The 25965-nt window shown below is 70.2% G+C and carries 28 protein-coding genes; 15 read left to right on the top strand and 13 right to left on the bottom strand.

Annotated elements, in window-relative coordinates; all coding sequences use genetic code 11:
- Positions 1-50 precede the first annotated feature (50 nt).
- The 3 genes from AB0I03_RS02880 to AB0I03_RS02890 form a co-directional block, all read right to left on the bottom strand.
- Positions 51-1232, bottom strand: coding sequence for a TRAM domain-containing protein (locus AB0I03_RS02880; RefSeq protein WP_360405361.1), 1182 nt, complete (start codon positions 1230-1232; stop codon positions 51-53).
- A gap of 150 nt (positions 1233-1382) precedes the next feature.
- On the bottom strand, positions 1383-3353 hold the full coding sequence (locus AB0I03_RS02885; RefSeq protein WP_360405364.1) for an amino acid permease: 1971 nt from the start codon (positions 3351-3353) through the stop codon (positions 1383-1385).
- A 401-nt stretch (positions 3354-3754) separates the two neighbouring features.
- Complete coding sequence (locus tag AB0I03_RS02890) at positions 3755-4789, bottom strand: LD-carboxypeptidase (RefSeq protein ID WP_360405367.1); 1035 nt, start codon at positions 4787-4789, stop codon at positions 3755-3757.
- Positions 4790-4963: 174 nt separating this feature from the next.
- Here AB0I03_RS02890 and AB0I03_RS02895 point away from each other — a divergent pair, with 174 nt between their 5' ends.
- The 4 genes from AB0I03_RS02895 to AB0I03_RS02910 all read left to right on the top strand — a co-directional run bounded on the left by AB0I03_RS02895 (position 4964) and on the right by AB0I03_RS02910 (position 8749).
- Positions 4964-5632, top strand: a complete 669-nt coding sequence (locus AB0I03_RS02895; protein ID WP_360405370.1) for a TrkA family potassium uptake protein — start codon at positions 4964-4966, stop codon at positions 5630-5632.
- Complete coding sequence (locus tag AB0I03_RS02900) at positions 5629-6294, top strand: TrkA family potassium uptake protein (RefSeq protein WP_360405373.1); 666 nt, start codon at positions 5629-5631, stop codon at positions 6292-6294. Before AB0I03_RS02895 ends, AB0I03_RS02900 begins: the two co-directional genes overlap by 4 nt.
- Positions 6295-6394: 100 nt before the next feature.
- Positions 6395-7438 (top strand): lytic polysaccharide monooxygenase, encoded by a 1044-nt coding sequence (locus AB0I03_RS02905; RefSeq protein ID WP_360405376.1) that lies wholly within the window; start codon positions 6395-6397, stop codon positions 7436-7438.
- A gap of 171 nt (positions 7439-7609) precedes the next feature.
- Positions 7610-8749 (top strand): lytic polysaccharide monooxygenase, encoded by a 1140-nt coding sequence (locus AB0I03_RS02910; RefSeq protein ID WP_360405379.1) that lies wholly within the window; start codon positions 7610-7612, stop codon positions 8747-8749.
- A 44-nt stretch (positions 8750-8793) separates the two neighbouring features.
- Here the strand turns inward: AB0I03_RS02910 and AB0I03_RS02915 are convergent, their stop codons facing one another.
- From AB0I03_RS02915 to dut, 4 genes are read right to left on the bottom strand one after another with little or no spacing between them, the layout of a single operon-like run.
- Positions 8794-9540, bottom strand: coding sequence for a DUF3159 domain-containing protein (locus AB0I03_RS02915; RefSeq protein ID WP_360405382.1), 747 nt, complete (start codon positions 9538-9540; stop codon positions 8794-8796).
- A gap of 34 nt (positions 9541-9574) precedes the next feature.
- The gene (locus AB0I03_RS02920) at positions 9575-9922 is read right to left on the bottom strand and encodes an OB-fold nucleic acid binding domain-containing protein (protein WP_360405385.1); all 348 of its coding nucleotides are present in this window, start codon (positions 9920-9922) and stop codon (positions 9575-9577) included.
- Between the two features lie 50 nt (positions 9923-9972).
- On the bottom strand, positions 9973-10713 hold the full coding sequence (locus tag AB0I03_RS02925) for a DUF3710 domain-containing protein (RefSeq protein WP_360405388.1): 741 nt from the start codon (positions 10711-10713) through the stop codon (positions 9973-9975).
- Positions 10706-11182: a dUTP diphosphatase gene (gene dut, locus AB0I03_RS02930; protein WP_360405390.1), complete on the bottom strand. Its 477-nt coding sequence runs from the start codon at positions 11180-11182 to the stop codon at positions 10706-10708. The genes AB0I03_RS02925 and dut overlap by 8 nt, the downstream gene beginning before the upstream one ends.
- A 73-nt stretch (positions 11183-11255) precedes the next feature.
- Here dut and AB0I03_RS02935 point away from each other — a divergent pair, with 73 nt between their 5' ends.
- On the top strand, positions 11256-11735 hold the full coding sequence (locus AB0I03_RS02935) for a DUF3093 domain-containing protein (RefSeq protein ID WP_360405393.1): 480 nt from the start codon (positions 11256-11258) through the stop codon (positions 11733-11735).
- 174 nt (positions 11736-11909) lie between these two features.
- Here the strand turns inward: AB0I03_RS02935 and AB0I03_RS02940 are convergent, their stop codons facing one another.
- Positions 11910-12206 carry a DUF4193 domain-containing protein gene (locus AB0I03_RS02940; protein ID WP_270115560.1) on the bottom strand — a complete coding sequence of 99 codons (297 nt, stop codon included), beginning with the start codon at positions 12204-12206 and terminating at the stop codon, positions 11910-11912.
- Positions 12207-12557: 351 nt separating this feature from the next.
- Between AB0I03_RS02940 and AB0I03_RS02945 the strand changes: the two genes are divergently transcribed.
- From AB0I03_RS02945 to AB0I03_RS02955, 3 genes are all read left to right on the top strand, one after another.
- On the top strand, positions 12558-13070 hold the full coding sequence (locus tag AB0I03_RS02945; RefSeq protein WP_360405396.1) for a LytR C-terminal domain-containing protein: 513 nt from the start codon (positions 12558-12560) through the stop codon (positions 13068-13070).
- A 156-nt stretch (positions 13071-13226) separates the two neighbouring features.
- Entirely contained in the window at positions 13227-14873 is a 1647-nt protein-coding gene (locus AB0I03_RS02950; RefSeq protein ID WP_360405399.1) for an RNA polymerase sigma factor, read from the top strand.
- A gap of 311 nt (positions 14874-15184) precedes the next feature.
- Complete coding sequence (locus tag AB0I03_RS02955; RefSeq protein WP_030162469.1) at positions 15185-15424, top strand: hypothetical protein; 240 nt, start codon at positions 15185-15187, stop codon at positions 15422-15424.
- A gap of 148 nt (positions 15425-15572) precedes the next feature.
- On the opposite strand, the gene AB0I03_RS02960 is transcribed toward AB0I03_RS02955, so the two are convergent.
- Positions 15573-17285, bottom strand: coding sequence for a DEAD/DEAH box helicase (locus tag AB0I03_RS02960; protein ID WP_360405402.1), 1713 nt, complete (start codon positions 17283-17285; stop codon positions 15573-15575).
- A gap of 167 nt (positions 17286-17452) precedes the next feature.
- Positions 17453-17875: a D-aminoacyl-tRNA deacylase gene (dtd, locus tag AB0I03_RS02965; protein ID WP_360405405.1), complete on the bottom strand. Its 423-nt coding sequence runs from the start codon at positions 17873-17875 to the stop codon at positions 17453-17455.
- 41 nt (positions 17876-17916) lie between these two features.
- Between dtd and AB0I03_RS02970 the strand changes: the two genes are divergently transcribed.
- From AB0I03_RS02970 to AB0I03_RS02990, 5 genes are all read left to right on the top strand, one after another.
- The gene (locus AB0I03_RS02970) at positions 17917-18240 is read left to right on the top strand and encodes a DUF3099 domain-containing protein (RefSeq protein WP_360405408.1); all 324 of its coding nucleotides are present in this window, start codon (positions 17917-17919) and stop codon (positions 18238-18240) included.
- 112 nt (positions 18241-18352) lie between these two features.
- Positions 18353-18631 (top strand): DUF3039 domain-containing protein, encoded by a 279-nt coding sequence (locus AB0I03_RS02975; protein ID WP_360405411.1) that lies wholly within the window; start codon positions 18353-18355, stop codon positions 18629-18631.
- 70 nt (positions 18632-18701) lie between these two features.
- Positions 18702-19334 (top strand): TRIC cation channel family protein, encoded by a 633-nt coding sequence (locus tag AB0I03_RS02980; protein ID WP_360405414.1) that lies wholly within the window; start codon positions 18702-18704, stop codon positions 19332-19334.
- Between the two features lie 148 nt (positions 19335-19482).
- Positions 19483-20451, top strand: a complete 969-nt coding sequence (locus AB0I03_RS02985) for a sigma-70 family RNA polymerase sigma factor (protein ID WP_360405417.1) — start codon at positions 19483-19485, stop codon at positions 20449-20451.
- Positions 20452-20631: 180 nt separating this feature from the next.
- Complete coding sequence (locus AB0I03_RS02990) at positions 20632-21318, top strand: metal-dependent transcriptional regulator (RefSeq protein ID WP_360405420.1); 687 nt, start codon at positions 20632-20634, stop codon at positions 21316-21318.
- Positions 21319-21580: 262 nt separating this feature from the next.
- Here AB0I03_RS02990 and AB0I03_RS02995 read toward each other — a convergent pair whose 3' ends face one another.
- The 3 genes from AB0I03_RS02995 to AB0I03_RS03005 are packed head-to-tail and all read right to left on the bottom strand — an operon-like array spanning position 21581 to position 23487.
- Positions 21581-22195, bottom strand: a complete 615-nt coding sequence (locus AB0I03_RS02995; protein ID WP_360405423.1) for a hypothetical protein — start codon at positions 22193-22195, stop codon at positions 21581-21583.
- Positions 22192-23022, bottom strand: a complete 831-nt coding sequence (locus AB0I03_RS03000) for a sulfurtransferase (protein ID WP_360405426.1) — start codon at positions 23020-23022, stop codon at positions 22192-22194. Before AB0I03_RS03000 ends, AB0I03_RS02995 begins: the two co-directional genes overlap by 4 nt.
- A 9-nt stretch (positions 23023-23031) precedes the next feature.
- Complete coding sequence (locus AB0I03_RS03005) at positions 23032-23487, bottom strand: bifunctional diaminohydroxyphosphoribosylaminopyrimidine deaminase/5-amino-6-(5-phosphoribosylamino)uracil reductase RibD (protein ID WP_360405429.1); 456 nt, start codon at positions 23485-23487, stop codon at positions 23032-23034.
- A gap of 173 nt (positions 23488-23660) precedes the next feature.
- Between AB0I03_RS03005 and AB0I03_RS03010 the strand changes: the two genes are divergently transcribed.
- On the top strand, positions 23661-25007 hold the full coding sequence (locus AB0I03_RS03010) for a hypothetical protein (protein ID WP_360405432.1): 1347 nt from the start codon (positions 23661-23663) through the stop codon (positions 25005-25007).
- Positions 25004-25960, top strand: a complete 957-nt coding sequence (locus AB0I03_RS03015; RefSeq protein WP_360405435.1) for a glutamate ABC transporter substrate-binding protein — start codon at positions 25004-25006, stop codon at positions 25958-25960. The genes AB0I03_RS03010 and AB0I03_RS03015 overlap by 4 nt, the downstream gene beginning before the upstream one ends.
- The last annotated feature ends 5 nt before the right edge of the window (positions 25961-25965 follow it).

The following is a 25965-nucleotide window of genomic DNA, read 5'->3' on the forward strand; positions in this document are numbered from 1 at the left end:
CGGGTGCGGCCATCAAGTTATCGCAGCACCGCCCGTGACGCGGCCCCCGGTCAGTAGTCGACGAGTTCGAACAGGGCGATCGTCTCGAAGTGCTGCGTCATCGGGAACGCGTCGAAGGCGCGGATGCGGGTGATCTCGTAGCCCTCGATCGCGAGGTCCTTGGCGTCGCGGGCCAGCGCGCCGGCGTCGCAGGCGATGTAGCAGATCGCGCGCGGGCGCGCTTCGCCGAGGGCCACGACGACTTCGGGGCCCGCGCCGCTGCGCGGCGGGTCGAGCACGACGAGGTCGACCGAGCCGAGGTTGGGCGTGATCGAGGCGACGTCGTCCTCGATGGCTCCGGCGTTCTTCCAGGCGCTCAGGTTCGGGGCGGTGCGGGAGGACCTCGCGTTCTCAACGGCCACAACGCGTCCGGTGTCGCCGACGGCTTCGGCGAGGCCCGCAGCGAAGATCCCGGCCCCGGCGTACAGGTCCCAGGCGGACTCGCCTTCGCGCGGGTTCAGGAACTCGAGGGCGCAGGCGAGGAACGCGGGCGCGGCGGCCGGGTGGACCTGCCAGAAGCCGTCGAAGTCGATCGCGTACTCGTTGCCGCCGACGCTCTGGTGCACGACCTTGGGGCCGCTCTTGTGGTGCGGGCGGGCGGTGCGGCGCAGCTGCGTGTAGACGGCGAGCTCGTCGTCCTGGGAGTCGACGACGCCGACGGCGCCCATGCCCTCCCAGGTCTTGGTGAGGATGTCGGACTCGCGGATGCGCTCGGTGGCGATGATGCACTCGTCGATGTGCACGAGGTCGTGCGACTTGTGGACGCGCAGGCCGGGCCTGCCGTCCTCGTCCACGGCGTACTGCATGCGGGTGCGCCAGCCGAGCGCGCCCTCGTCCCAGGGCAGCTCCTCGACCTCGACGCCCTCGAGCTTGGCGGGATCGACGCCGCCGATGCGGGTGAGCTGGTCGAACAGGACCTTCGCTTTGAGGCGGCGCTGCGCCTCGGGCGTGACGTGCTGGAAGTCGCAGCCGCCGCACTTGCCGGGACCGGCGTAGGGGCAGGGGGGTTCGACGCGGTCGGGCGAGGCCTCGATGACCTCGACGGCGTCGGCGAACGCGAACTTCTTCTTGCGCTCGTTCACCTCGATGCGGACGGTCTCGCCGGGCAGGGCGTGCCGCACGAAGTAGACCTCGCCGTCGACGCGGGCCACGCAGTGGCCTCCGGCGGCGACGTCCCCAACGGTGACGATCATCGTCCTCATCCCCCTGCTCAATGCTTCAGCGGCCCGTACCGGGCCGCACGCCAGGGTACAGGTGAACGCGAGACGCCGGGACGGCCCTGCGGCGGCGCGCGTCACTCCTAGCTCGTCGTTTGGTCTGCATCAGGGAATACCGCGGTCACGTCATTTGTGAACCCGGCGCAGCGGCGGCGGCTCGGTGCTCTCGCCGAGGATCCACGGCACGATGCAGACCATGACGCCCGGCTCGTACTTGAGCTGGCGGCGGATCGCCTTCGTCGTCTGGTTGTGGAGCAGGGTCGTGGACCAGTTGAAGTAGCCGCGCGAGAGCCGCCCGGGCTGCGGGCCCTGCCCGACGACGTACTCGGGCAGGTAGACCGTGACGACATCGCGCGGCGCGTCGCGGCGCAGGGCCTTCACGTAGTCGACGATCGGGCCGGTGATCTCGCGGTACGGGGAGTCGACGACGGTGAGCGGGATCTTGATGCCGCGCCGCTCCCATTCGGCCAGGAGCTGGCGGGAGGCGGCGGCGTCGACGTTCACCGAGAGGCCGGTGATCGTGTCGGGCCGCGTGGCCTTCGCGTAGGAGAGCATCCGCATGAGCGGCAGGTTGACACTGGAGACGAGCACGATCGCGTGGTTGCGCGCGGGCAGGCGCGGCTTGCCCGGCGGCAGCTCGATCTCGTCGCGCACGGCCGCGTAGTGCTGCGCGATGAAGCGCATGAGGACGTAGCAGCCGCCGATGATGAGCACGGCGATCCAGCCGCCGCGCCGGTAGTCGGTGAGCGCCACGATCACCAGCACGACCCCGCACGCCAGCGCCGCGAGCAGCGCCGTGGCCAGGGCGCGGCGGGCCCGGGAGCGGCGGCCGGCGTCGCGTTCGATGCCGAGGACGCGCCGCCAGTGGCGGACCATCGCGGCGTTCGCCAGGACCATCGAGAGGAAGACGCCGACGATGTACAGGCCCATGAGCTCGAAGGTGCGGCCGCCGAAGAGGACGACGAGGAGCGCGGCGGCGACGGCGAGGATGAGGATGCCGTTGGAGTAGACGAGCCGGTCGCCGCGCTTGTGGAGCTGGCGGGGCAGGAGCGAGTCCTCGGCGAAGACCGAGGCGAGCTGCGGGAAGCCCACGAACGCGGTGTTCGCGGCGAGGAGGAGGACCCCGGCGGTGGCGAGCATGATCGGGGTGACGGCCGCGGGCGAGGCGTTGAAGACCGTGTCGGCGAGCTGGGCGAGGAGCGGGTACTGGAGGTAGCCGGTGCCGGGTTCGGCGGAGGTCTGGGCGCCGAGCAGGTAGGCGAGGATCACGACGCCGGTGAAGAGCGCGAGCGTGGCGCCGCCGACGGCGGTGATCGCGGCGGCCGCATTGCGTCCGCGGGGGGGCCGGAAGAAGCGGACGCGGGTCGTGAACGTCTCGATGCCGGTGACCGCCACCGAACCCGCGGCGAAGGCCCTGGCGCACAGGATGAACAGGGCCGCGGAGGTCCACTCCCGGTCCTCGGCGATCGTGGTGCTCGCGCTCGCGGCGGCGAGGTCCTCCCCCGCCCCGATGCGCAGGAACCCGGCGATGAGCAGCGCGGCCACGCCCGCGACGAACGCGACGGTGACGGCGGCGGCGAAGCGGCCGGAGACCCGCAGGCCGCGCAGGTTGAACGCGGCCAGGAGCACGATCGCGCCTGCGGCGGCCCATTCGCGCCATGGGCGCAGGCCGGGCATGAGCACGTCGAGGGCGGCGACGGCCGCGGAGACCGAGACGGCCACGGTGAGGATGTAGTCGAGGACGAGCGCGGCGGCGGCGAGGCGGCCCGCGCCGGGCCCGAAGTTCGCGGCGACCACCCGGTAGTCGCCGCCGCCGCCCGGGTAGGCCTGCACGGTGTACCGGTAGGAGGCGATGACGGTGACCATGACCGCGGCGACGGCGAGGCCGGTCCACACCGAGTACGCGTAGGCGGCGGTCCCGGCGACGCCGAGGACGAGGAACACCTGCTCGGGGGCGTAGGCGAGCGAGGAGATGGGGTTGACCGCGAGCAGGGGGATGGCGTACCGCTTGGACAGGGCCAGCGAGGGCGGGCGCTGCCCGGAGGCGAACGGCTCGCCCACGAGCAGCCGCTTGAAGACGGACAAGGACCGGGTCACAACCTTCGACCTTACCGGCCGGGGCGCGCCCGCAGGACCACCGCTCCGGGACCCGCCCCGCCCGGGTCCCGGCGGGACGGGCCTGGAGCCTGCCCGGTGCATCCGGGTGCGGCGATATCCGGGCGCAATGCCGGTTGACGACGGCTCGCAAGCTCACCGAGGCAGCGGTGGGGCCCCTGCACACCCGGTTCAAATGCAGAGGCCCCGGCAACGCGGCGGGCGGGCGATCGGACAGGCCTAGGGCCTGTCCTGTGAATCAGGGAGCGGCGGTATCCGAGTCCATTCGTTCGGTCGCAAGGCGGAGGGGCGTCTGCATACCGGTGTTGTATGCAGACGCCCCGACAACGCAGCGAGCGGGCGAATGGGCCGGATAACGACCGGTCTGATTCACAGGACAGGCCCTAGTCGGCCACGGCGGCTTCGATCGTCAGGGTTCCGGCGTCGGCGTCGAGCACGGCCTGCGTGCCGAGCGGCATCACGCGCGGGTCGAGGCCGTGGCCGACCTTGAGGCCGCCGAGGACCGGGATGCCGAGCCCGCCGAGGCGGTCCATGAGGGTCTCGTTCATGGTCCATTCGCCCGGCTTGTACTCGTCGTGCTCGTCGGGCGTGAACTGGCCGACGGCGATCCCGGCGAGGCCGTCGAGGTGCCCGGCGCGCAGGTAGCGGGTGAGCATCCCGTCGATCCGGTAGCGGGCCTCGTCGGTGTCCTCGATGAAGAGGATCGCGCCGTCGCTGTCGGGCAGGTGGCCGTCGTCGGGTTCGGCGTCGAGCAGGGAGAGGTTGCCGCCGTAGAGCGGCCCCGAAGCGGTGCCCGAGACCGTGACGGCGGCCGTGGGCTCGAGCGGGTCGCGGGTGAGGACGACGGGGTCGGTGGTCATGAGGGCCGTGCGCAGCGACTCGGTGGTCGCCGCGGTGTTGTTGGAGGACCAGGCGACCATCGGCGAATGCAGGCTCGCGAGCCCGGTGTGGTGGCGTACGGCCAGGTGCAGCGCGGTGATGTCGGAGTACCCGACGATGAGCTTCGGGTGCCGCTTCAGGCCTTTGAAGCTCACTTCGTCGATGATGCGGGTGGTCCCGTAGCCGCCGCGGGCGGTCATGACCGCCTTGGCCTCCTTGTGGTCGAGCGCGTACTGCAGGTCGGCGAGGCGGTCCTCGTCGGGCGCGGAGAGCCATCCGTACGTGTCGAGCGCGTGCTCGGTCAGCTCCACGCGCAGCCCGAAGCCTTCGAGGATCGCGATGCCCCTGGCGACGGCCGCGGCGGTGGTGGGACCGCCCGGGGCGGGGACGACGACGAGGTCGCCCGGTTCGAGCACGGCGGGCTTGCGGGCCTTGGCGGCGGCGGCCGGCGAGGCCTGCGCCGTAGCGACCACGGCGCCGGCGGCCACTGCGCCGATGAGGGCGCGCCGGGAGAGGGAGGGGCGGGAGTCGTTGCGCATCGGAGGGCTCCTTCGTAATCGTCTGCTTACCGGACTAGACGCTTTGGACGGTCGGTTGCATGCATCCCCGGGCGGAGTTTCTCGGTGTTCACCCGACTGAAGCGTCCGGCCCGAGGCGTCGCGGGCGGCGCGGTATGGTCACGGGACCAGTGTCGGAGCGGGAGGTGGAGCCGGGTGCATGTGGTGATCATGGGCTGCGGCCGCGTGGGTTCGTCCCTGGCGCGGAGCCTGGTGGAGCGCGGGCACACGATCGGGATCATCGACCAGAACCCGAAGGCCTTCCGCCGCCTGGGCCCCGACTTCGACGAGACGACGGTCCGCGGCGTCGGCTTCGACCGCGAGGTCCTCGCGAAGGCCGGCATCAACCGGGCGGACGCGTTCGTCTCGGTCTCCTCGGGCGACAACTCGAACATCATCGCCGCGCGGGTCGCCCGCGAGAACTACGGCGTCCCCAACGTCATCGCCCGCATCTACGACCCCCAGCGCGCCAGTGTCTATGAGCGCCTTGGCATCCCGACCGTCGCGACCGTGCGGTGGACGGCCGACCGGCTGCTGCGCCACCTCCTGCCGGAGGACCAGGAACCGCTGTGGCGCGACCCCACCGCGACCCTCTCGATGGTGGAGATCCTCTGCGACGAGGCCTGGTACGGCACCGCGCTGGCGCATCTCGAGCACGCCACCGGCCACCGGGTCGCGTACATCACCCGCTTCGGGCGGGCGACCCTGCCGACCCCCTCCACCGTGCTGCAGGACGGCGACCAGGTGTTCATGCTCGTCGCCGACGGCGACGAGGGCCGCATCCGCGAGATCGCGGGCGCCGCCCCGCAGGGAGGTGCCGCATGAGGGTCGCCATCGCCGGGGCCGGGAACGTCGGCCGGTCGATCGCCGCGGAGCTGGTCGGCAACGGCCACCAGGTGCTCCTCATCGAACGCGACCCCGATTCGATGCGGCCCGAGCGGGTCCCCGAGGCCGAGTGGCTGCTCGCGGACGCGTGCGAGCTCGAGAATCTGCGCCAGGCGCACCTCGAAGGCTGCGACGTGGCCGTGGCCGCCACGGGCGACGACAAGGTGAACCTCGTGGTGAGCCTCCTGTCGAAGACCGAGTTCGCGGTGCCGCGCGTGGTCGCGCGCGTCAACCGCGCCGAGAACGAGTGGCTGTTCAATGAGGAGTGGGGCGTCGACGTCTCGGTCTCCAAGCCGCGGCTGCTCGCCGCGCTCGTGGAAGAGGCCGTCAGCGTCGGCGACCTGGTGCGGCTCATGACCTTCCGCCAGTCGCAGGCGAACCTGGTCGAGATCACGCTGCCGCTGGACGCCCCGCACGTGGGCAGCCGCGTGGCCGACGTGCCGCTGCCGCACGACGTGGCGCTCGTGGCGATCATCCGCGGCCGCCGCGTCATCGCGCCCAGCGCCGAGGACACCCTCGAGTCCGGCGACGAGCTCGTGTTCGTGTGCAATGAGGACTCCGAGGAGTCGACCCGCTCGGTCATCCTCGGCAAGCGCCGCTGACAGCGGCCCCTGCGACAATCGGGCGCTTGTGGACTTTACAGGCGGCCCCCCGTCAAGATACATTGATGTTTATCAATTCCTCTTGATTGGGAGCGCTACCATGTTCAATCTCACGCGACATCGCCTCAGGAAGGTGATCGTCATCCTCGCTGCGCTGGCCGCGGCGGCCGTCTCCGCGTTCGTCTTCATCCAGCCGGCCGCCAGCCACGGCACCGCCACCAGCCCGCCCTCGCGGCAGTACAGCTGCTGGGAGCGGTGGGGCGACGACCACCTCAATCCCAACATGGCCGCCACCGACCCCATGTGCGCGCAGGCCTGGCAGGCCAACCCCAACACCATGTGGAACTGGAACGGCCTCCTGCGGGAAGGCATGGCGGGGCAGCACGAGACGCGCATCCCCGACAACCAGCTCTGCTCCGGCGGGCGCGCCGAAGGCGGCCGCTACAACTCCCTCGACGTCGCCGGCGCCTGGCACACGACGCCGCTCGAGAACAACTTCACGCTGCACTACGAGGACACCGCCGTCCACGGCGGCGACTACTACTGGGTGTACGTGTCCAAGCAGGGGTACGACGCGACGACCGACTCACTCGACTGGGCCGACCTCGAACGGGTCGCCTCGACGGGCGTGTACGAGCCGGGCGAGGCCGTCGACATCCCCGTGAGCGCCCCCGGGCGCACCGGACGGCACGTCGTCTACGTGGTCTGGCAGGCCAGTCACATCGACCAGGCCTTCTACTCCTGCTCGGACGTGTGGTTCGGCGGAGGCGGCCCCACCGAGGAGCCGACCGACCCGACCAGCGAACCGACCGAGGAGCCCACCACGGGCGGCCCCGCGGAGGACCTCGCCTGCGCGGCCAGCGCCTCGATCAACAGCTGGAACACCGGGGCCACGGTCACCGTCACGGTGTCGAACACCGGCACGCGCACGGTGAACTCGTGGATGCTCCACTGGGCGTGGGCGAACTCGGGCGTCACGGTGAGCAACATGTGGAGCGCCGAACACTCCACGATGGGCGGTATGCAGATGGCCGCACCGGTCTCCTGGAACCAGACCATCGCTCCGGGAGGTTCAGTGTCCTTCGGCTTCAACGTGAACGGCTCGCTGAGCGCGATGCCGGAGATCGACTGCCTGCCCAGTTAGGACGCGGGCACCGCAGCGCGGCCCCGGCTCCAGCGGCCGGGGCCGCGTTCGCGTGCGCGGCGGTATTCGTCGGGTCGATCGTCGAAAATTCGGCAACCGGTGTTTACAAGGGGCTTTCCAAACAGATACATTGAAGGTCCTCAATGTTCCTATCATCCTGGGAGCGCTTTCATGTTGCACTTCAAAGCCATCGGCGGCCACCCCGCCGACCGCACGGACGGCAGGCAGCGGCGGCGTCGCCTGCGCAGCCTCATCGTCGCCATCGCCGCGATCCTCGCGGCCGGGACCGCGGCGATCGTGTTCGTCCAGCCCGCCTCCAGCCACGGCACGTCCATCGCCCAGCCCTCGCGCCACTACGGCTGCTGGGAGCGCTGGGGCTCGGACTTCCAGAACCCGGACATGGCCCAAGAGGACCCCATGTGCTGGGCCGCCTGGCAGAACGACACCAACGCCATGTGGAACTGGAACGGCCTCTACCGCGAGCAGGTCGGCGGGAACCACCAGGGCGTCATCCCCGACAACCAGCTGTGCTCCGGCGGCAGGACGGGCGGCACCCGGTATGCGCCCCTTGACGACCCGGGCCCCTGGAAGACCACGCCGGTGAACTCGAACTTCACGTTCACCAACTGGGACCAGGCGAACCACGGCGCGGACTACTACCGCATCTACGTCACGAAGCAGGGGTACGACGCCCGGACCGACGCGCTCGACTGGGCCGACCTCGAACTCGTGAAGGAGACGCCGAGGATCCTCCCCGGGGTGGGCCGCGCACCCGCCACCGGCGGCGGCACCCTCGTCGACATCCCCGTCAGCGCGCCCGGTCGCACCGGCCACCACGTCGTGTACATGATCTGGCAGGCCAGCCACTTCGACCAGTCCTTCTACTCCTGCTCGGACGTGTGGTTCGGCGCGGGCGGCCCGACCGAGGGGCCGACCGACCCGACCAGCGAGCCGACCGAAGGCCCGACCAGCAGCGACCCGACCGGGGAGCCCACCACGGGCGGCCCCGCCGGGTACGCGTGCAACGCGACGGCCACGGTCAACAGCTGGGGCTCGGGCGCCACGGTCACGGTGAAGATCGCCAACACCGGGACGCAGGCCATCCACAACTGGATGCTGCACTGGCAGTGGCCCAGCGGCGTGACGCTCAGCAACATCTGGAACGCCACGCACTCCACCATGGGCACCATGGAGATGGCCGCACCGGTCGACTGGAACAAGGCGATCCCGGTCGGCGGCTCCGTCGAGTTCGGACTCAACGTGTCCGGGTCGCTCGCGAGCGCGCCCGCGTTCGACTGCCTGCCGAGTTAAAGCGAAGGCGCGGCGCACCAGCGCCGCGCCTTCCCAAACCGTGCCTATGCCGCGCTGGGCGCGGCGGCCTCGACGGCCTTCATCCTGCGGCGGACCGCCCAGATCGTGAAGGCCGTCAACGCGATCGTGACGGGCCAGCCGCCGAAGAGCGTCACCAGGCCCAGCGCGTTGTCCGCGTCCAGGTAGTACAGCCAGATGCGGGCCGCGTTCTTGACGATGAAGACGACGCCCCACAGGATCGTGATCCGGCTCAGGATGTCGACGAGCGGCTTGTTCTCGCGCCATTCCTTCTTGCCGCCCTGGGCGACCACGGCGTAGATCCAGCCGATGATCGGGTGGCGCACCAGCGCCGAGACGATGAGCAGCACGCCGTAGACCGAGCCCTGGATGATCCCGGGCAGGTAGAAGTTGCGGGCGTCAGTCGACCGCCAGGCGAGGAACGCGCCGAGCGCGATGCCGAAGAGGCCGTTGAGCGCGTGCCGCATCGACTCCTTGCGGGCGGCGCGGAAGCCGGCGATCGCCAGCGCGCTCGCGGCGGAGATGATGATGGCCCACTGGAGCCCGCTCAAGGGCCCCATCTGGTCGGGCAGGAGCGGGTTGAGCACCACGAACAGGGTGATCGGGACCGCGGCCTCCACGACGCCCTTGACGCCGCCGAGCTGCTGCGAGAGCTGCTCGGTGAAGGGCGGCAGGTCGTCGTCCGGCTCGCGGCGCTCGGCGGCCTCGCGGACCTCGGTCGCGGCCTGTTCCGGCTCGATGTCGTGGTCGTGGGCCGGCGTCTCGGTGCTCAATGCGGGCCTTCCAGGTCGTGTGGCTGGTCCGCGCTCAGGGGCGCAGTTCGTAGGTCGGGTTGTAGACGGCGAGGCGGCCGTCGGCCAGCTGGGCCACGCGGCCGCGGGCGACGAGCCTGGTCCCGGCCTCAAGGCCCACGATACGCCGTCGGCCCATCCAGACCAATGCGACCTGACCGGTGCCGTCGAAGAGTTCGGCTTCCACAGAAGGGGATCGGCCGTCGGTGCGGAGCACCACGGTGCGCAGGCGGCCGGCGAGCACGGCGAGCTGCCGCGGCTCGAGCGACTCGATGGGGGTCGTGTCGGGGTCCGATTCGCGGCGGATCTCGTCGGCGAACAGCTCCTGGGAGGGCGCGGCCATCCGCTTGAGCCAGCGCTTCACCTTCCCGCCCTCGCCCGGGTCGGCCCGCGAGGTGCCGATCGTCCCGGCCCTTACCGCTTGGGGCGCGGGGACGGTTTGCGGCGGACCTGCGGGCGAGGGGTGTCGCCGGCCGCGATGATGGCGCGGCTGCCGTCGCCGCCTTCGGCCTTGCGCTGCGCGATGCGCGCGGCGGCCTCCTCGGCCATCTTCGGCGGGAGCTTGAGCGGGAGCGGCTCGCGCACCGGCATGGCGGTGGAGCCGCGGTCGATCACGAGCAGGCGCAGGGCCTCGTCGAGTTCGGGGGCGGCGGCCTCGTCGAGGGCGCGCTGGCCCTGGAAGGTGGCCTGCACGAACCAGCGGGGGCCGTCGATGCCGCAGAAGCGCACCGAGTTGGTGCCCTTCTTGGTGGTGACCTTGGCGATGAGTTCGGTGCCCCAGCGGCCCTCGACCTGCTCGACCTGGCCGCCCTGGCCGGTGACCTGGGCGGTGAGGTCGCTGCGGACCTCGTCCCAGATGCCTTCGCTGCGGGGTGCGGCGCGCACGAGCAGCTGGAGCGCGGAGGAGCCGGTGGTGAGCAGGACCTGGCTGATGTTGCCCTTGGCGTCGGTCTGGGCCTGGAAGCCCACGCCCTTGGGGACGGGGAGTCGGATCGCTCCCAGGTCGATGCGGCGGACGTCGTCGTCGGGGGCGTCGGCGACGTCGAAGGGGCCTTCGGTGGCCTCGTGCTCGAAGGTCTCCCCGCTCTCGGCCAGGGAGTCGAGGACGGCGCCCTCGGCGGGGCGCTGCTTCTTCGACTTTCGCCGCTTAAACACGTTCGCTCTCCTCTGCAAGTCGGCGGTGCCCGCCGGTGGAACCGTGGCCGTTCGCGCCGCGCTGCGTCGGCGCGAAGTCGTCGACCTCGGTGAAACGGGCTCGCACAACCGGTTGGACTACCAATTGTGCGACACGGTCTCCGCGTTCGATGACGGCGGTCCGGTCCGGGTCGAGGTTCACGAGGTTGATCTTGATCTCACCGCGGTAGCCGGCGTCGATCGTGCCGGGCGCGTTGACGATGGTGACGCCGAGCCGGTGGGCGAGTCCGGAGCGCGGATTCGTGTATCCCACGTGCCCTTCGGGGATCGCGACGGCGACGCCGGTGCCGATGAGGGCCCGCTGCCCGGGGGCCAGCGCGACGCTCTCGGCGGCGAAGAGGTCCGCGCCCGCGTCGCCCGGATGGGCGTAGGCGGGGATCGGCAGGTCGGGGTCGAGCCGCCGGATGGCGACCGGCACTTCGGCGGTCATCGTCGTCGGGTTCCTCTCACTCGCAGAAGCACGCCGCGGTGGGCGTCGTACTGACGGGGTTATGGTCTCAGATATGAGGAGTGGGGAACGGTACGCCGAGCGCATGGGTCTGCCACCGGCGGGTTGGCTGGCCGTGATCGTGGTGGCGGTGCTGGCCGGGGCGTTGTCCAACTTCGGCGACATGCGCTGGTGGCGGGTGTCCGCGAGCGTCGCGCTCATGGTCGCGGTGGTCGCCGGGGCGTGGTGGCTGGGCCGCCTGCGCGTGAGCGTCGCCGTGTCCGGCGGCGAGGTGTGGCTCCATGTGGACGACGCGAAGCTGCCGATGTCGGCCGTGGCCGAGGTGCAGGTGCTGGAGCCGGTCGCGTACTCGGATGCGCTGGGCGTGGCCCAGCATCCGCTGGCGTTCGCGGTGCAGCGGCCGTGGATCGACCGCGGGCTGCGGATCGTCCTGGACGACCCCGCGGACCCGACGCCCTACTGGATCGTCGCCTCGCGGCGTCCCGAGCGGCTCAAGGCCGCCCTGACGGCCGCGCGGGAGTCCGTGGAGGCCTAGGGCCCCTGACGGGGGCCACTCGGGGTCCGGACAAGCGAGACGGCCCGCAGGAGGCATCCTGCGAGCCGTGCGCTATCCGAGGGGCACTGTGTTCCTGCCGCACCGTGGTTCAGTCTTCGTGTTCGATCTGCGCAGTCGTTGGAACTGCACCGTCGAGCCGCATGGGCTCGACCGCTACGCGCAGTCCTTGCAGATCGGCTGCCCGTTCTTCTCCTTGGCGAACTGGCTGCGGTGGTGGACCAGGAAGCAGCTGGAGCATCGGAACTCGTCCTGCTGCATCGGCAGGACCTTCACCGAGAGCTCCTCGTCGCCCAAGTCGGCGCCGGGCAGCTCGAAGTTCTCCGCGACCTCGGCCTCGTCGACGTCCACCGACCCCGATTGATCGGTGCGGCCCTTCGCAAGGGCGTCAATGCCGTCGGTCCCGGCGGTCTCTTCCTTGTCGCGGCGCGGGGCGTCGTAGTCGGTTGCCATCGTTTTCCACTCCCATTGGTTTCTCTTGCGGCTCCGGATCCGAGCGCGGCGGGTTGCCGCTGGAGTGTTCGGGTGACACAGCGGCCCGGCTCGGGTCCTGGCGGGTTCGGTTCCGTCCCTGCAGGCGGCGTACCTTACCGCGTGCAGTCCATTCCTATACACGATGCCCCTGGGTTTTTCATCCCCATTGTGGCGAGGAACACTTCTGTGTCGAGCGCGGCGAGTGTACCGCCTCTCGCCCACGGAGCGGACCTGCGCACGATAGCCTTTCGCATGGCAACGTTTGCGGGCCGTCGGCTCGTCTAAGTGCCGACATTCGTTGGCACTTTTTGGAGATTCGGGGAGGCAGCCGTGCGTATCGCTCGTATCCGCGCTTTGACGGTCCTATGCGCATTGGCACTGGTGGCGGGCCTGATCACGGTTTGGGCCATACGCAACGACTCGCAGACGTCCGCGAGCGGCGACTGCCCGCCCGGCGCCGTCGAGATCAAGACCGCCCCGATCCCCAAGCCCGAGGAGATCGAACTGGTCGTCCTCAACGGCACCGACCGGGACGGCCTGGCCGACCAGGCCGCCGCGCAGCTCGAGGACCGCGGGTTCATCGTCACCGAGACGGGGGACGCCGACGAGGACTACGACGGCACCGCGCTCGTGTACTACGGCCCTGACCAGTACGCGGCCGGCGTCCACGCCCACGCGTACTTCTACCAAGGGCACGACGCGTTCGACATCGACTGGGACAAGCCGATCACCGTCGTCCTCGGCGACGACTTCGCGGAGGTGCGCTCCGCGTCCGATGCGCGCCAGTCATTCGCGCAAGGCGGCATCGGCGAGGCACCCGAGGGCACCTGCACGGTAGAATAGAGCGCCGTCACACCCCACGTGCTGCGACACATTGACACTGAAAATGCGGAAACACAGCTCGAAACGGCACCACGGACGGGCCGCAGGCGAATTTCGGCGCTACAATTCACGCCTGCCCGGTCGTTGTGCCGACCTGGGCTGCCGACCCAATATCCAATGCTCACCCGCTATGGAGCCCGGCTGCGCCGTGCCCGCCATTGCCTCGGAAGGTTGCTCGTGACTGACGCACGTCCCACCGGCACAGACGTCAATTCCCTGACCGACTCGTTGCTCGCTCTGGCCCGAGAGAGCAACGGGCAGCTGACGTCCGCGACGGTCGCCCAGGTTCTGGAGTCGGTGCAGGCCTCCCCCGCCGAAGGCAAGAAGGTGCTCCGCGCCTTGGCCGAGGCCGAGGTCACCGTGGTGGTGGACGGCTCGGCCTCCACGCGCAAGCGCGTCCCCGCCGCCCGCACCGCCACCTCCTCCCGGACCACCACCGCGAAGGCCGCCAAGAAGACCACGGTGAAGAAGACCGCGGTCAAGAAGGCCGCCGCCGCCCCCGCCGAAGCATCGGACGAGGAACCGGCGGTCAAGAAGGCCGCCAAGAAGACCGTTAAGAAGGCCGTCGCGAAGAAGGCGACGAAGAAGGCCGCAGTGAAGAAGCCAGTCGACGGCGAAGAGCCCGACGAGGCCGACCTCGCAGCGGCCGACGAGGACGCGCTCGCCGAAGCCGCCGCCGCCGCGCCCGCCAAGAAGGCGACCCGCAAGAAGGCCGCGAAGAAGGCCGCCACCCGCGGGAAGTCCAAGAAGGACGGCGAAGACGACGAAGAGGGCGACGACTTCGAGTGGGACGAGGAGGACTCGGAGGCGCTCAAGCAGGCCCGCAAGGACGCCGAGATGACCGCCTCGGCCGACTCCGTCCGCGCCTACCTCAAGCAGATCGGCAAGGTGCCGCTCCTCAACGCGGCCCAGGAGGTCGAGCTCGCCAAGCGCATCGAGGCCGGCCTGTACGCCGTCGAACGCCTCAAGCTGCTCCGCGAGGCCGGCGAGGAGATCCCCACGCAGATGCGCCGGGACCTCGAGTGGATCGTCCGCGACGGCGACCGCGCCAAGGACCACCTCCTCGAAGCGAACCTCCGCCTCGTCGTATCGCTCGCCAAGCGCTACACCGGCCGCGGCATGGCGTTCCTGGACCTGATCCAGGAGGGCAACCTCGGTCTCATCCGCGCCGTCGAGAAGTTCGACTACACCAAGGGCTACAAGTTCTCCACGTACGCCACCTGGTGGATCCGGCAGGCGATCACCCGGGCCATGGCCGACCAGGCGCGGACCATCCGCATACCAGTCCACATGGTCGAGGTCATCAACAAGCTCGGCCGCATACAGCGTGAGCTGCTCCAGGACCTGGGCCGCGAGCCCAGCCCGGACGAACTCGCCAAGGAGATGGACATCTCCCCGGAGAAGGTCCTCGAGATCCAGCAGTACGCGCGCGAGCCGATCAGCCTCGACCAGACCATCGGCGACGAGGGCGACAGCCAGCTCGGCGACTTCATCGAGGACTCCGAGGCCATCGTGGCCGTCGACGCGGTCTCCTTCTCGCTCCTCCAGGGCCAGCTCCAGCAGGTGCTGCAGACCCTCTCCGAGCGCGAGGCGGGCGTCGTCCGGCTCCGGTTCGGCCTCACCGACGGCCAGCCGCGCACCCTCGACGAGATCGGCCAGGTCTACGGGGTCACCCGTGAACGCATCCGCCAGATCGAGTCGAAGACCATGTCGAAGCTGCGGCACCCGTCGCGTTCGCAGGTCCTGCGCGACTACCTCGACTAGCCGAAACCACGCCCGTTTCGCTCCCGGCGTAATGGAACCCGAAGGCACAGCACGGCTCCGAGCTGCGGTGTATCACCCGAACGGGTGGGTACCTTACTCTCGTGCCGGGTTGTCGATCGCCGTTCCGTGGGCTACGGTGTGGAACAACCATCGGACCGGCGGCACCGAGTGAGCCCAGTCTCAGTCGGGAACTGTCGGGAAGAGGGAGTACAGTGCAGGCGTTGAACGGAACGAGCCGGTCAACAGGCCGACTTTAGAGATCCATTGCTGTGCAAGTGCACAGCGAAACCGAACGCAGCGGAGGACCTGGTATGACATCCACCCTGACGCCCCCGCCCCAGACGGAGGAACGTCCGATCGCGGGCGAGCGCTGCGATCGGTGTAGCGCCGCGGCAAAGCTTCGTGTGACCCTGGCCGAAGGCGGCGACCTCGTCTTCTGCGGCCACCACGCGAACCAGTTCGCCGAGAAGCTCGTGCCGATCGCCATCGACTTCACCGCCGACCCCGAATTCGAGTGGCGCGGCACCGACCTCATGGCCTCGCAGAACTAGCGCGCATCAGGCTTGAACGACGGGCCCGAGTGGAAATCCACTCGGGCCCCGATTCGTTGGCAATAAGGAAAGGGACCGCCCGCGGGCGGTCCCTTTCCCATTGCAGCTCGCCGACTCGCAGCGGTTCCGGTTTATATGGTGCCCCTGGTTACAGCGAGCGGATCACCGCGATCCGCTCCTCCAACTGCTCGATCGTCGCCTGCGCACTCGGCGGGCCGCCGCACTTCGCGCGGAGCATCGCGTGGATCTTGCCGTGCGGCTCGTTCGTCGCGAACGAACGCGCGCCCACGAGCGCATTCAACTGCTTGCGCAGCTTCAAACGCTTCTGCGCATTCGTCATCGCGGGCTCGGCCGCCGGCCGCTCCACCGTCTCAGTGCGGGTCCCGGACTTCTGCTTCGCCATCTGCTCGCGCTGGCGCTTCTGCAGCAGCAGATGCACCTGCTCCTGCGTCAGCAGGCCCGGCAGGCCCAGGTACTCCTGCTCCTCGGCACTGCCGGCCTCCACGGGGAGGCCGAACGAGCCGCCGTCGAAGATCACCTGGTCCAGCTCCGCGTTCGACTCCAGGGTCTCGCGCTGGCCGCCGAGTTCGGTGCCCTCGTTGAGGACCCGCTGCGCCTGCTCCAGCAGCAGTTCGGGGTCCTCGTCCTGCGACTTGGGCTTGATCACATGGTCGCGGTCGGCCTCGAGGTTCTCCGCGAGGCTCAGCAGCGGGATCACGCTCGGCAGGAACACCGAGGCGGTCTCGCCGGGGCGGCGCGACCGCACGAAGCGGCCGATGGCCTGCGCGAAGTACAGCGGCGTGTGCGCGTTCGTGGCGTAGACCCCGACCGCCAGGCGCGGGATGTCCACGCCCTCGGAGACCATGCGGACGGCCACGAGCCATTCCTCATTGGAGTCCGCGAACTTGGCGATCTTGTCCGAGGACCCCGCGTCGTCCGAGAGGACGATCGCGGCGCTCTTCCCGGTGACGCGCTTGAGAATGCCCGCGTAGGCGCGGGCGCTGTTCTGGTCCGAGGCGATGATGAGCCCGCCCGCGTCGGGGATGCCCGCCGCGCGCAGCGACGAGAGCCGCCGGTCGGCGGCCCTGATGACCTGCTTGATCCACTCCCCTTCGGGGTCCAGCGCCGTGCGCCACGCCTGGCTCGTGAGGTCCTTCGTGAGCGGCTGCCCGAGCCGCACCGCCAGCTCGTCCCCCGCGCTCGTGCGCCACTTCGCCTGGCCCGAGTAGGCCATGAACATGACCGGGCGCACGACGCCGTCGGCGAGCGCGTCCCGGTAGCCGTAGAGCGCGTCGGCCCGCGAGCGCTTGACGCCGTCGGCCTCCTCGTCGTACTCGACGAAGGGGATCGGGTTGTCGTCGCTGCGGAACGGGGTGCCGGTGAGGCACAGGCGGCGCTCGGCCTCGTCGAAGGCGGTCTGGACGCCCTCGCCCCAGGTGCGGGCGTCGCCGGCGTGGTGGATCTCGTCGAGGATGACGAGAGTGCGGCGCGCGAGCGTGCGGCGGCGGTGCACGGCGGGGTCGGCGCCGATCTGCGCGTACGTGACGACGACGCCGTGGAAGTCTGAGGCACTGTGGACGGACGAGTTGCGGAAGGCCGGGTCGAGCTGGATGCCGAAGCGTGCCGCCGCGCCGGACCACTGGGTCTTGAGGTGCTCGGTGGGGGCGACCACGGTGACCGTGTCGACGGTGCCGTCCGCGAGCAGGTCGTAGGCGATGCGCAGGGCGAACGTGGTCTTGCCGGCCCCGGGCGTCGCTACGGCGAGGAAGTCCCGCGATTGACCCCGGTGGTAGGCGACCATGGCCTTGCGCTGCCAGACCCGAAGCGAGGGAAGCATTTCGGGTGGGGCGGCCGGGATCATGCGGGCTCCTCTCGGACGGTGGCGGACCGGGTTGATTTTAGGCCGCGGGGAAAGTCGCGGTGCCCGCTTGCCGACCGCGAATTGGCAAAGTCACGGCGCCCGCCCGCGAGCCGTGCGACGGGCCGGTCACGGCGGCTGCTCGCGGCCGCACTGCGGCGCTGCTTCGTTCACCGCTCCAGCAGGATCGTGTTGGGGCCGACGTTGACGCTGCGCACGAGCATCATCGCGCCGAACACGCCGGTCTCGACGCGGGCGCCGAGGCCGCGGAGGTGGGCGGCGACCGCCTCGACCAGGGGCTCGGCGATGGGCCCGGGCGCGGCGGCGTTCCAGGACGGACGGCGGCCCTTGCGGGTGTCGGCGTAGAGCGTGAACTGGCTGACCAGCAGGATCGGAGCGTCCAGATCGGACGCCGAGAGCTCGTCCCGCATGATCCTCAGGTTCCAGATCTTCTCGGCGATCCACGCGACTTCGGCGGGACCATCCGTGTGGGTGACGCCGACGAGCACGAGGAGGCCCTCCCCGATCGAGCCGACGCTCTCGCCATGGACGGTGACTTCCGCTTCGCTGACGGTCTGCACGACTGCTTTCATGCCCCAGATCCTGCCGCACCGGCCAGGCGTAGGCTCGAAGGGTGGCAAGGCGTGAGAAGGCGACCAGCATCACCGATGCGGCGATGTCCCTCGATGAGGAGCGGCGGTACCGGACGATCCGGTACGTCGTGATGATGTCGATCCGGGCGGTGCTGGTCATCGTGCTCGGCATCCTGGTGATGAACGAGGCGCCCCTGCTGTGGCTCTGGCTCGCGCTCGGCGTGGCCGGGATGGCGCTGCTCCCCTGGCTGGCGGTGCTCCTGGCGAACGACCGCCTCGTGCGCAAGCCCGGCATGTTCACGAAGCACCAGCGGCAGGCGAAAACGCTCGAAGCGCCCGAGCACCGCATGATCGACTCGGAATAGAGACGTTTCCTCGACCATGCCGGATTGCGAGCTTCGCCGAGGCCGCTTGCGGGTCGTACATTCGTAGAGCAAGATTGACGGGATCTTGCGCGCTAATGAGGAGTGAGTTGCAGTGAGCGAACTTCCCACCACCGGAGGCTCCGACGGAGTCGGCGGTTCCGGCTCGACCCTTCTGGAAGAGCAGACGAAGACCAACCCGAACTACGTGTTCGAGGACGGCGACGACGAGCGCTTCTCGCACTACGTGCCGAAGGACAAGCTCATGGCCGCGATGGTCGACGGCATCCCGGTGAAGGCGCTGTGCGGGAAGATGTGGGTGCCCACGCGCGACCCCGACCGCTTCCCGGTCTGCCAGAACTGCAAGGACATCTACGCCAAGATGAAGGGCTGAGGCTGCAGCGCGGCTCTCACCTTTGCGAAGAACCGCGGTGTGACCGGGTCCTGCCTGCTATAACGCACGGGTGGAGCCTAGTGAATTCGACCCGACCGCGCTGATGCTGGTCGCCGAGCTCGTCGGCACCGCGGTCTTCGCCGCCTCCGGCGCGAGCGCCGCGGTCGGCAAGCGGCTGGACCTGTTCGGCGTGGTCGTCATCGGCGTCCTCTGCGCCCTCGGCGGGGGCGCGCTGCGCGACGTGCTCATCGACGCGAAGCCGCTGCTGCTCACCGACTGGCGCTACCCGCTCGTTGCGCTCGGCGCCTCCCTGTTCGTGTTCTGGTTCCACCCCGCGCTCTCACGCATGCGCACCACGATGCTGGTGCTCGACGCCGCCGGGCTCGCGCTGTTCACCGTGGTCGGGACCCAGAAGGGGCTCGACTACGGTTTCGCCGTGTACGCGGCTTGCATCGTGGGAGTACTCTCCGGAATCGGCGGGGGCATCCTGCGGGACGTCCTGAGCCAGGAGATCCCGGCGGTGCTCCGCGAGGACTTCTACGCGATGGCCGCGGCGATCGGCGCGGTGATCGTGGCGGTCGGGGCCCGGTGGGAGTCGGTGATCGGGCACTGGACGCTCGCGCTGACGGCCATCGCGGTCATCTTCGTTGTACGGCTGGTGGCCATCAGGTATCGGTGGGAAGCCCCCAAACCGAAAATCTGATCGTGTCTCCCGAGTTCGTGCCACCCTTCGCCCTGGGGGATCTGAATCCCCGGAATCCGCTGCAAGCTGGTACTCCGAAGCCCGGTGCCCACCGGGTATGGCGCGATTCAACCCACGCGCCGAGGGTCTGCAGCGAAAGGCGAATTCGATGGCACCTGTCGACAGCATCCGCCAGCGTCCGGCGAGGCGACCGGCGCAGCGCGCGACCGAATACTCCGGCGACCCCGTTCGCGCCTATCTGAACGGCATCGGCAAGCACCGGCTGCTCACCGCCTCCGAGGAGGTCGAGTGCGCCACGGCGATCGAGGCCGGCCTCATGGCCGAGTGCCGCATCAGCGAGGTCACCGACCCCGACTACCGCTCGGACCTGGCCCGCATCGCGGCCGAGGGCCGCGCCGCCAAGCAGCGCATGCTCGAGTCGAACCTGCGCCTCGTGGTCTCCGTCGCCAAGCGCTACTCCGGCGCCGGCCTGAGCCTGCTCGACCTCATCCAGGAGGGCAACCTCGGCCTCATCCGCGCCGTCGAGAAGTTCGACTACCAGAAGGGCTACAAGTTCTCCACGTACGCCACCTGGTGGATCCGGCAGGCCATCAACCGCGCCGTCACCGACCAGTCCCGCACGATCCGCGTCCCCGCGCACACCGTGGACCAGATCAAGCGGATGAACCGGGTCCGCCAGGACCTCATGGTCGAGCTGGGCCGCGAGCCCCGCTACGAGGAGATCGCCGCGGAGCTCGACGTCACCCCCGGCAAGGTCCTCGAGCTCATGTCGTACGACCGCGAGCCGGTGAGCCTGGACCAGACCGTGGGCGAGGACGACTCGACCGCGCTGGGCGACCTCGTGGCGCACCTGCCCCGCGAGCGCGGCAGCGACGACGCCGTGTCGTACGCGCTGCTGCGCCGCCACATCGCGAACGTGCTGGCCTCGCTGCCCGAGCGGGAACAAACCGTGCTGCGGCTGCGTTTCGGCATTGACGACGGCCGTCAGCGCACCCTCGAAGAGGTCTCTGCGGACTTCGGGCTCTCGCGCGAGCGGGTCCGCCAGATCGAGAAGAACGCGCTGCACCGCCTGCGTCAGCCCGACTACGCCGGGCGCCTCGCCGAGTATGTGGCGTGATCGACCTTCACGGTCCGGTGCTCCGTGCCGCTTTGGGGTGTGAGCGCCCCGTACGTCCGGATGGCTGATGGGTGGAGTGTCGCTCGCGACGTATACCATTGGTGGTGACAGGGGGTCTGGCGGCTACTCGACCCACCCCGCTCGGTGCCCTGCGGGCGGACAAAGTGAAGGAACGAAGCTGTGACCACGGACCTCGTCGACACCACTGAGATGTACCTGCGCACGATCCTCGAGCTCGAGGAGGAGGGCGTCCCGGCGCTGCGCGCCCGGATCGCCGAACGGCTCGAGCAGAGCGGCCCGACGGTCTCGCAGACCGTGGGCCGGATGCAGCGCCACGGCCTGCTCAACGTCAAGAGCGACCGGCACCTGGAGCTCACCGAGGAGGGCCGCCGGCAGGCGGTCGCGGTGATGCGCAAGCACCGGCTCGCCGAGCGCCTCCTGGTCGACGTCATCGGCATGTCCTATGTGGAGGCCCATGAGGAGGCCTGCAAGTGGGAGCACGTCATGAGCGACTCGGTGGAGAAGCGCGTGTACGAGCTGCTCGAGCACCCCACCCGCTCCCCTTACGGCAACATGATCCCCGGGCTCGTCGAACTCGACGCCTCCGCGGTGGCGGTGGCCCGCGAGACCGATGAGCGCCCGCTGAGCGTCGTCTCCCCCGGCTCCAAGGTGCGCGTGACGCGCCTGTGCGAATCGGCCCAGACCCACCCGGAGCTGCTGGCCTCCCTGCACGAGGCGGGCGTGGACCCGGGCGCCGAGGTCGCGATCGACCGCCTCGACGGCGAGGTCGCGGTGACCTCGGTCTCGGACACGATCCGGCTCTCGACCGACGACGCCGCGAAGATCTTCGCGACCCCCGCCGAGTAGTTCACCGAGGCGCTTGCGCGCCTTGGAAATCCGCGCTTTCGCGTCTTGACCCAAGTGCTACCGGAGAGTAGTCTGAGCAAAGCGTTGCAAACGTTTCCAATTCATCCCACACGGGTTGACCACTGGAAACGGCTGCGCCCGAGAACTGCACTCCGCACCTGAGCGCCCTCCTCGCACCCCCGGCGAGGAGGGCGCTCACTATGCGGCGAACGCAGCACAGGCCGCCCGGATCACTCCGGGCGGCCTGTGCTGCGTGCTGCGGCTAGCCTGCGGCTTCGGCGTGCGCGGCCGCGATGCCCTGGGCGAGCTCGGTGAAGCCCGCGACGAGGTCGTTCACGACGGCCGGATCCGTGCCCACGGGCGTCGTGTAGCGCATCTCGAAGATCGTGCCGGCGTCGTACCAGCCCATCTCCAGGGCCGGGCCCGCGCCGGTGTCCTCGGTGTGGACGATCCAGTAGGCGGCCTCGCCGAGGCCGTCGATCTCCTCGGTGCCGTCGGCGAGCTCTTCCTTGTACACGTCGACGGTCGCCTCGACCGGAATGACGTAGTAGGTGAGGTCGGGGTAGGCGGCCTCGCCGGTCTGCACCGCGCAGCTGGTCTGCGCCGGGGCGTCGTCGCCGGCTTCCTCGCCCGGACCGCCCGAGGCGAAGCGGAAGTGCAAGCCGGTGATGGAGTTCAGCAGCTCGCCGTCGATGAGCGGGCAGGCGCCCCCGGCGTCGGCCAGGTCGAGCTCGACCGGTTCGGTCGGGGCCGGCGCCTCGCTGGACTCGTTCGCGGCGGAGTCCGCCGGCTCCTCCCCCGAAGGGGTGCGGTCATCACTGCAGGCGGCCAGCGCCAGCAGGAACGCGGCGGGGATCGCGATCAGCGCGCGCTTCATCGTGCCTCTCCCTGCGTCGGCGACGCCTGCGAGCCGTCGATCGGGACTGTTGCAACGTCGCCGCCGCGCGAGACCCAGTCGCTCCAGGAGCCGATGTACACCGGCGGCGTGGGCAGGCCCGCGGCGGTGACGGCGAGCGCGGTGCGCGCCGCGCCCACGCCGGAGCCGCAGTAGTAGGCCGCTTCCGGATGGGACGCATAGCGTTCGCGCAGCCGCTCGGTGTCGGCCAGGTCATCCTCGCCGAGGAAGAGGTTGATCGCGCCGGGCACGTGGCCGGCGACCGGGTCGATCGGTTCCACGTCACCGCGGTAGCGCTCGGGGGCGCGCACGTCGACCAGCTCGCGGGTGGCGGCCCATTCGGCGGCGGACGCGGCGTCGAGCACCGGGAGGTGCCCGGGACGGACGTGGACGGTGCCGGGCTTGGGGTCCGGGGCCTGGGTCTCGAGCGGGAGTCCGGCTCCGGTCCAGGCCTTGATGCCGCCTTGGAGGACTTGGACGCGCTCGAGTCCGGCCCAGCGCAGCGTCCACCAGGTGCGGGCGGCCGCCATGCCGTCGCCGTCGTCGTAGACGAGGACATGCGAGTCGTCGTCGATGCCGGCGGCCCGCAGGACCGCTTGCAGCGCTTCGGGTTCGGGGAGCGGGTGACGGCCGCCGACCTCGCGGACGGGGCCGCAGACGTCCCGGTCGAAGTCGAGCCGGACCGCGCCGGGCAGGTGCCCTGCGGCGTAGTCGGCGTCCCGCGAAGGTCCCCCGAGCGTCCAGCGGACGTCGAGCCGGACCGATTCGTGCAGTTCAGCGGCCGCCTCGGCGCCGATCAATGGCCTCATGACCCCAGATTAACGGAGGTGCGCGTTGGGCCGTTCGGCCGCGTCCGCGAATTCGGGCATCACGGCCACAACCACGCCGTTCTCCCGCAGGATCGCGTCGCCGCCGGGCGCGTCGACGAAGTTCAGGGGCTCGCCGAGGGCGTACACGACACGGGCGACGCCGGCGTTGAGGAGCAGGCGGGCGCACGGGTCGGGCCTGGAGGCGCGGTGCCCGCACGGTTCCATGGAGGAGTAGGCGGTCGCGCCGCGCGCGGCGTCGCCGGCGTGGCGGAGGGCGACCTCCTCGGCGTGGTCGTTCGGCTCCTCGGCACGCGAGTAGCCTTCGCCGACGACCCGTCCGCCTGCGACGATCACGGCGCCGACACTGAAGGCGGTGGTGGACGGCGGGCAGCGTTCGGCCAGTTCGACGGCGCGCGCCATCCAGCGGGCGTCGTCCTCTGTGGATTGCTCTGCGGCGTTCGGCACCGCCTTACCGTACCTTTGCGGGATCCGGCCCGGACGCCACGAGACGGTAGTCACCGGTCCTTGCCGGGGGCCGATACCATGTGGGAGTCCCCCGACACTCCAGCCACGTCAGACGTGCGCGCGGCGAACGATTCCAGAGGCCCGCGGGTCGCCGATCAAGTGAGGTGCAGTAGTTGTCCGTCCAGTCCCCTCCCGCTCCGACGCAGGCGCCCAGCGCACCTGCCGCCACCGGGCAGCGACGGTTCGACCGCGTGCTGGCCGCACTGCGGTTCACCCCCGGGCAGCTGCGCGGCGTGCTCGCCGTGGTCGCCGCGCTCATCCTCGGCGCCGGCATCACCGGCATGACCGCGATCATCGCGAAGTCGGCCGTCATCGAAGAGACCACCAGCCAGTCCGGGCGGCTCTCCGTGGCCGCCCTGTCGCTGTACCAGGCGCTCTCGCAGGCCGACGCCACCGCCGCGTCCTCGTACCTGACGGCGGGCACGCCCTCGGACGAGATGAACGAGACCTACCGCGAGGCGATGCGCGACGCCACCGTCGCACTCGCAACGGCCGCAGGGGAAGTGAAGACTCCCGCCGACACCGCGCTGGTCGCCGAGCTCAATGCGCGCATGCCGGTGTACACCGGGCTGGTGGAGACCGCGCGGACCTTCAACCGCCTCGGTGAGCCCGTCGGCGCGACCTACCAGGAGCAGGCCTCCACGCTCATGCGCGAGGAGATGCTGCCCAAGGCGCACGACCTCCAGGAGAACTCGCTCGGGCAGCTGAACGAGTCGCGCGCGGACGCCGCGGCGTTCCCGTGGGCCGCCGCCGCGCTCGCCGCCGCCGCGCTCGGCACGCTCGTGTGGGCCCAGATGTGGCTCTCGCGCAAGACCAACCGCGTGTTCAACCTCGGGCTCGTCGGCAGCACCGTGCTGCTCGTCGGGTTCGCCGGCTGGCTCACCCTGGCCTCGCTGGCGTCCGCCAGCCACACCAACAAGTCCCATGAGGACGGTTCGGCGCCGCTCGAGCTGCTCGCCGAAGCCGAGATCACCGCCCAGCAGGCGCGCGCCGAGGAGTCGCTCGTGCTCATCGCCCGCGGCGAGGACCAGGCGGCCGCCGACCGCTTCGAGGAGCACTTCAAGGCCCTCACCGACGAGGGCGCACTGCTCGACCGGCTCGACGAGGCGTTCGCGGGCGACACCGAGCTCTCCGCGAACATCGACACCGCCCGCGAGGCCGCCGAGACCTGGCGGGCCGGGCACGACGAGGTCGTCAAGCTCGCCCAGGGCGGACAGTACAACGACGCGGTCGCGCTCGTCGTCGGCGAGAGCGACACCAGCCTGTGGACGTCCTTCACGACCCTCAACGACGCATTGACCGAAGCGACCGACGTCAGCGCCGAACGCTTCGCCGAGGCCACCTACGACGCCCAGCGGTCCCTCTCGGGCGCCGCGGCCGGGCTCGCGGCCCTCGCGCTCGGCGCGCTCATCAGTGCCGCGGTCGGCATCCAGCTTCGAGTGGCGGAGTACTACGCATGATTCGACACCACCTCCGGCTCGCGGCCGCCGCCGCGGCCTGCCTCGTCCTCGCCGCCTGCTCGCAGCCGGCCGACATGGGGCCGCCGCAGGTCGACGTCCCCACGCCGCTGCCTGCCGGGATCGACTTCTCCCCCGAGATCGAGACCGAACCGGTGGACGAGAGCTGCTCGCCGCTCGCGTCCTACAACCCCGGCACGACCACCGTCGAACAGGCCGTGGCCGGCCTCGACAACCAGGACCAGATCACCATCGGCGTCAGCCAGTCCACGAACCTGATGGGCTACATCGAGCCCGAGACGAACACCCCCGCCGGCTTCGACATCGACATCGCCACCGCGATCGCCCACTCGATCCTGGGCCCCGACGCGACCATCCGCTGGGTCCCGATGACCTCCGGGGAACGCGAAGACGCCGTCAACAGCGACCGGGTCGACATGGTCGTGCGGACCATGACCATGAACTGCAAGCGCTGGGCCAACGTCGAGTTCTCCGCCGAGTACTTCCACGCCGGCCAGCGCCTCCTCGTGCCGACGGCCTCGGAGATCACGGGCCTCGCCGACCTCGCCGACGACCACCTCGTGTGCACCGGCGACGGCTCCACCTCCGTGCGGACCATCGCCGAGCAGTCCGCGGCCCAGGCCGTCACCGTGCCCGACTTCAACGACTGCCTGGTCCTGCTCCAGCAGGGCACGGTCGACGCCATCACCTCGGACGACACGATCCTCGCGGGCATGGCCGCCCAGGACCCGACCCTCGAGGTCGTGGGCGAGGCGTTCTCCCAGGAGCCCTACGGCATCGCGTTCCAGAAGGGCAACACCGACCTCGCCCGCTACGTCAACGGCGCCCTCGCCCAGATCATCGCGGACGGCACCTGGCAGACCGCCTACGACAAGTGGCTCAAAGGGCCGCTGGGCGTCCCCGGCGTCCCGCCGAGCCCCCAGTACCGGGATTAAGGAAG

It is taken from the genome of Glycomyces sp. NPDC021274 (genome assembly GCF_040641195.1).
Classification (GTDB): Bacteria; Actinomycetota; Actinomycetes; order Mycobacteriales; family Micromonosporaceae; genus Glycomyces.

Bases quoted from the DNA above. Each gene is read 5' to 3' on its own strand.
- AB0I03_RS02880 (WP_360405361.1), bottom strand. From the start codon at position 1,232: ATGATCGTCACCGTTGGGGACGTCGCCGCCGGAGGCCACTGCGTGGCC.
- AB0I03_RS02890 (WP_360405367.1), bottom strand. From the start codon at position 4,789: ATGCGCAACGACTCCCGCCCCTCCCTCTCCCGGCGCGCCCTCATCGGC.
- AB0I03_RS02900 (WP_360405373.1), top strand. From the start codon at position 5,629: ATGAGGGTCGCCATCGCCGGGGCCGGGAACGTCGGCCGGTCGATCGCC.
- AB0I03_RS02905 (WP_360405376.1), top strand. From the start codon at position 6,395: ATGTTCAATCTCACGCGACATCGCCTCAGGAAGGTGATCGTCATCCTC.
- AB0I03_RS02910 (WP_360405379.1), top strand. From the start codon at position 7,610: ATGTTGCACTTCAAAGCCATCGGCGGCCACCCCGCCGACCGCACGGAC.
- dut (WP_360405390.1), bottom strand. From the start codon at position 11,182: ATGACCGCCGAAGTGCCGGTCGCCATCCGGCGGCTCGACCCCGACCTG.
- AB0I03_RS02935 (WP_360405393.1), top strand. From the start codon at position 11,256: ATGAGGAGTGGGGAACGGTACGCCGAGCGCATGGGTCTGCCACCGGCG.
- AB0I03_RS02940 (WP_270115560.1), bottom strand. From the start codon at position 12,206: ATGGCAACCGACTACGACGCCCCGCGCCGCGACAAGGAAGAGACCGCC.
- AB0I03_RS02950 (WP_360405399.1), top strand. From the start codon at position 13,227: ATGCTCACCCGCTATGGAGCCCGGCTGCGCCGTGCCCGCCATTGCCTC.
- AB0I03_RS02955 (WP_030162469.1), top strand. From the start codon at position 15,185: ATGACATCCACCCTGACGCCCCCGCCCCAGACGGAGGAACGTCCGATC.
- AB0I03_RS02960 (WP_360405402.1), bottom strand. From the start codon at position 17,285: ATGATCCCGGCCGCCCCACCCGAAATGCTTCCCTCGCTTCGGGTCTGG.
- dtd (WP_360405405.1), bottom strand. From the start codon at position 17,875: ATGAAAGCAGTCGTGCAGACCGTCAGCGAAGCGGAAGTCACCGTCCAT.
- AB0I03_RS02985 (WP_360405417.1), top strand. From the start codon at position 19,483: ATGGCACCTGTCGACAGCATCCGCCAGCGTCCGGCGAGGCGACCGGCG.
- AB0I03_RS02995 (WP_360405423.1), bottom strand. From the start codon at position 22,195: ATGAAGCGCGCGCTGATCGCGATCCCCGCCGCGTTCCTGCTGGCGCTG.
- AB0I03_RS03000 (WP_360405426.1), bottom strand. From the start codon at position 23,022: ATGAGGCCATTGATCGGCGCCGAGGCGGCCGCTGAACTGCACGAATCG.
- AB0I03_RS03015 (WP_360405435.1), top strand. From the start codon at position 25,004: ATGATTCGACACCACCTCCGGCTCGCGGCCGCCGCCGCGGCCTGCCTC.